Annotated in this window: 4 protein-coding genes; all 4 read right to left on the reverse strand. The window is 75.0% G+C overall.

The genetic code is table 11. From position 1 onward, the window contains the following. Positions 1 to 833: FadR/GntR family transcriptional regulator (locus tag ACVNF4_RS32790; RefSeq protein WP_461806522.1), on the reverse strand; the 833-nt coding region annotated here is incomplete at its 3' end. Positions 834 to 985: 152 nt separating this feature from the next. After that, the gene (locus ACVNF4_RS32795; protein ID WP_461806523.1) at positions 986 to 2,779 is read right to left on the reverse strand and encodes an ABC transporter ATP-binding protein; all 1,794 of its coding nucleotides are present in this window, start codon (positions 2,777 to 2,779) and stop codon (positions 986 to 988) included. A gap of 153 nt (positions 2,780 to 2,932) precedes the next feature. Next, positions 2,933 to 3,691 carry an NUDIX hydrolase gene (locus ACVNF4_RS32800; RefSeq protein WP_461806524.1) on the reverse strand — a complete coding sequence of 253 codons (759 nt, stop codon included), beginning with the start codon at positions 3,689 to 3,691 and terminating at the stop codon, positions 2,933 to 2,935. Between the two features lie 108 nt (positions 3,692 to 3,799). Then, positions 3,800 to 4,542 (reverse strand): glucosidase family protein (locus ACVNF4_RS32805; protein WP_461806525.1); only part of this gene is annotated, 743 nt, incomplete at its 5' end.

Below are 4,542 nucleotides of genomic sequence, written 5' to 3' on the forward strand. Positions count from 1 at the left end.
ACGACCCCCGGTACCCGCTGGGCCCGGGGGAGCGGCTGTGCACCCTGGGCTTCCCGGGCGTCGACCATGCGCGCGTGGTGCGCGAGGGACGCCTCGTTCGGCCGGTCGCAGCCGGTGGCCGGGCCACCGGAGACCTGGAGGGCGGAGGAGACGATCCCGGAGAGGTGCTCCAGCATGCGGTTGCCGGCGACCTGGATGAGCAGGGTGTGGAACTCGGCGTCCGCGCGGGAGTACGTCAGGGCGTCACCCTGCGCCATGGCGTGCCCCATGATCTCGACCATGTCGGACAGCCTCTGCTGGACGTCCTCCCGGCCGTGCCCGGCGGCCAGGCGCGCGGCGAGCGGTTCGATGGTCCAGCGCAGTTCGGTCAGCTCACGGCGCTGGTCGTCGCGCTGCGGGCCGAAGGCACGCCATTCGATGATGTCGGGGTCGAGCAGGTTCCAGTCGCTCACGGGGCGCACGCGCGTGCCGACGTTCGGCCGGGCGCTGACCAGGCCCTTGGCCTCCAGGACGCGCAGCGACTCGCGGACGACGGTGCGGGAGACCTCGAAACGCTGGCCGATCTCCTCGGGCACCAGGGGGCGGTCGGCGCCGAGGTCGCCGGAGACGATCATCTGTCCGAGCTGCTGGACGAGTTGGCCGTGCAGCCCGCGCCCGCGGCTGCCCGTGGCGCGGCGGCCCACGCGGCCGAGGTCGGGGTCGACGCCGTCCCAGATGGGCGAGCGGCCGGCGGGGGTCTCGGCGTAGGGGTAACGGTCGAGTTCGCCCGGGGCGGCCAGACCGGAGTCGGCGGAGCGGGCGGCGGTCATCATGGTGTGCGCAAGGGTACTCACGGATCTTTTGTCGGCGCCGTCCCCAACTCCCTTGAGGGCTTTGGTGAAAAGCACACGAAAGGGTGATCGCTCACCCCGTCGGAATTGACGCCTTATCGGAAAGAAATGGGCTTTCTGGGGGGAGTTGTGCGCACCGCGGGCGTAGACGGGCGTCATCGGACCCTGCGGCGCAGGGTGGTGAGCAGATACGCGCACAGCAGGGTGGTGAGCGACAACGCCAGTGCGCCGCCCACGGGTTGGGCCACCACGCGCGCGGCGGCGTCGAGGTAGCGCTCGCCCCCGAAGGGCCAGCGCAGCAGGAACATGCCGCGCGCCCGCGCGGGCATCCCGGCCGCCACGCGCACGGACGCACCCGCCGACAGCCGGTGCAGGAGCGGGACGACGGCGACCGGTACGGCGAGCACGGCGGCGAGCCCGGCCGTCGTGGACCGGAACACGCCGGCCGCCAGCACCCCGGCCCAGGCGCAGCCGACCACGAGGGCGATCCAACTCGCGCCGAGGGAGAGCCAGTCCGCGGGAACTTCCGCGAGCTCCCGTCCGTAGACGAGGTAGAGCGCCTCGGCGTCGCAGCCCACCGTGAGGACGGCCAGCACCAGCGCGGTGAGGGCGGCGACGAGGAGTTTCGCGGCCAGCAGCCCCAGCCGCCGGGGGACGGTGCCGCGATCCGCCGCCAGCGCGGGGTGCCGGAACTCGTCCCCGAAGGCGAGCGCCCCCAGCAGCCCCGCCCCGAGGGCCGCCGGAGGCAGCGGCGACTGCACGGGCCACGCCGCGAACAGCCGCCCCTGCGGGGTGTGTCCGAGCCGGGCCAGCAGCAGCGCGGTGACCACGGAGACGGCCAGCGTCCCCGCGCCGACGGCGAATCCCGTACCGATCCCGGCGGCCCGGCGCAGTTCGTAGCGCAGGGGACGCAGCGGGGAGGGCGCGGTGCGGACGGCGATGGAGGGCGGAAGCGCAGCCGCAGCGAGCCCTTCAGGCGCCCTCCCGGGCACCGGGCGCGCGGCCTTCGCCCCTTCCGGCACGACGCCGTCGGCGCCGTCACCCGCCCCTTCCTCGGTCTCCGCGCGCGCCCCGGGCCCCATGTCCCCGACCTCGTCGGCGAGTTGGTGTACGAGGATGCCGTTGCGGAAGGCGACGTCCCCGATGCCGGCGCACGTACTGCCGTACACGGAGAGGTGGTTGCCGTCCTCCTGGACGACCTCGACGGAGCGCCGGGCCGTACGGGCGTCCCGGGAGAGTTCGGCGGCGAGGCGGGCGGCGTGGGGGGTGCGGACGGCGACGCGGGGGCGCAGGCGGGTACGGGCGAAGTCGGGGGCGTCCTGGTCGGCGACGACGCGGCCCTGGTCCAGGGTGACGACGCGGTCGGCGGTGCGGGCGGCCTCCTTGGGGTCGGCCATGGTCAGCAGGACGGTTCCGCCGTGGCGGGCGTGGGCCGTGAGCATGTCGTACAGCCAGCGGCGCTCGCGGGCCGAGAGGCCGTCCGCAGGGTCGTCGAGGACGAGGGTGTGCGGGTCGGCGAGGAGGGCGCAGGCGAGGCCGAGGCGGCGGTCCATGCCCCGTGAGAGGGCACCGAGGCGTTCCTCGCGCAGGCTCACGAGGCCGACGGCTTCGAGGACCTCGTCGGCCCGTCCGGCCGGGACGCCCGCCGCCGCGCACAGCATCCGCAGGTGGCCGCGGACCGTGCGGCCCGGGTGTCCCGGGACGTCGCCGAGGAGCACGCCGACCTCCCGCGCAGGGTGGGCGATGCGGTGCAGCGGGCGGCCCCTGAAGTACGTGACGCCACGGCCCCGCTGGAGTTCGAGCATGAGTCTCAGCGTCGTGCTTCTGCCCGCCCCCGGTGCCCCGAGGAGCACCGTGACATGCCCGACGCGCGCCTCGAAAGAGACGTCGTCGACGGCGGGAGGGAGATCCTTGCGGGGGATGCTGGTCAGTCCGAATGCCTGGATCACCCGCAGCAAGATAGCGCCCCATTTGGGGTTTTCGGGACAGCACACGAGGGCGGGAGGTACGCCGGTCGACAGCTGCTCCGGCCGCCTGTGCGCGGCGGGGGCAGGCCCGGGGAGTCGCGCGGCTCGTGACCGTTCGCCTCTCCCGCGCCGTTCTCACACCTCCGGCCGCAGCATCGGCGGGTTGAGCAGTGTCGCGCCGCCCGCGCGGAAGAGCTGGGCGGGCCGGCCGCCCTGGCGGGTGGTGGTGCCGCCGGTGGGGACGAGGAAGCCGGGGGTGCCGGTGACCTTGCGGTGGAAGTTGCGCGGGTCGAGCGCGACGCCCCACACGGCCTCGTAGACCCGGCGCAGCTCGCCCACGGTGAACTCGGTGGGGCAGAACGCGGTGGCCAGGGAGGAGTACTCGATCTTGGAGCGGGCGCGCTCGACACCGTCGGAGAGGATCTGGGCGTGGTCGAAGGCGAGCGGTGCGACGGGGTCGCCGTCCCTGCCGTAGCCGCCCTGCTGGAGGAGTTCCCCGACGGGCGCCCAGCGCGCGTTGCTGGCGTCGCCTCCCGCGCGGGGTGCGGGCAGGTCGGGGGCGAGCGCGAGGTGGGCGACGCTGACGACGCGCATCCGGGGGTCGCGCCCGGGGTCGCCGTAGGTGGCGAGCTGTTCGAGGTGGGCGCCGTTGTCCTGGGCGGGGGCCGCAGGGTCGTGGGCGTGCAGCCCGGTCTCCTCGGCGAGTTCGCGGGCCGCCGCCTGGGACAGGTCCTCGTCGTCCCGTACGAAGCCGCCGGGCAGCGCCCATCTCCCCTGGAACGGCGGCTCGCCCCGGCGGACCGCCAGCGCGCACAGGGCGTGGCGTCGCACGGTCAGCACGACGAGGTCCACGGTGACGGCGAAGGGCGGGAAGGCTGACGGGTCGTAGGGCATGCGGCGATCTTAGGCGTCTCCTTGACGATAAACACTCCCTTCACCGACCGGGGGGAAGGCTGGTCCACTCCGGCCGGACCTCGTCGCCGTCCGTTCACGGCCGGTCGCTCACACCCCCAGCTGGAGCCCGTCGCCGGCCTCCTCGACCATGGCGAGGCCGAGTCTGCTGACGCGCACGGAGAACGGTTCGCCGGCGACGCGCAGCCCGCTGAGGCCGAGTTCCCCGAGGGGTGCGCTGTGCACGGGGCGCAGGGTGACCGTGCGGGCCGGGGCGTCGGGGCGGATGCCGGCCAGGGTGGTCAGCAGGAAAACCCCGGCGGCGGCTGCCGTGGCGGCGGGGCGGCAGGCGGCCGGGTGGGGCACGGGCACGCTCCCGTCCGCGCGTTGCTCGCCCGCGTACATCTCGGGCAGCCGGTACCCGAACGCCTCGGCGGCGCCGAGGAGGCCCTTCAGCAGCGAGCCGGCCTCCTTCTCGTACCCGGCGGCAGCCAGGCCCGCGACGGCGAGCGCGGTCTCGTGGACGCGCACGGCGCCGCCGCGGTGACCGAAGGGGTTGTACCCCGCCTCCTTCGCGCCGAGGCCGCGCAGCCCCCAGCCGGAGTCCAGGGCCGGGCCGCCGAGCAGCCGGGCCAGGTGCTCGGTCTGCACCCGGTCGAGGAGCCCGGGGGCGAGTTCGCCGCCGCCGAGCAGCCCGGTGTCCAGCAGGTGCACGGCGCTCGCGCCGAGGTGCGTGACGGGGCGTCGGTCCGGCAGCCGGGCGGCCATCGGCCTGCCGCCGCCGAGGTCGTCGGTCCAGAACTCTTCGCGGAACGCCGCCCGCAGTCCGCGCGCCCACTCCCGCAGCGGGTCGG

This window comes from Streptomyces sp. S6 (assembly GCF_054880855.1).

What these genes read in the sequence shown, in the direction of transcription:
- ACVNF4_RS32800 (WP_461806524.1), bottom strand. Translation starts at nt 3,691, where the DNA reads ATGCCCTACGACCCGTCAGCCTTCCCGCCCTTCGCCGTCACCGTGGAC.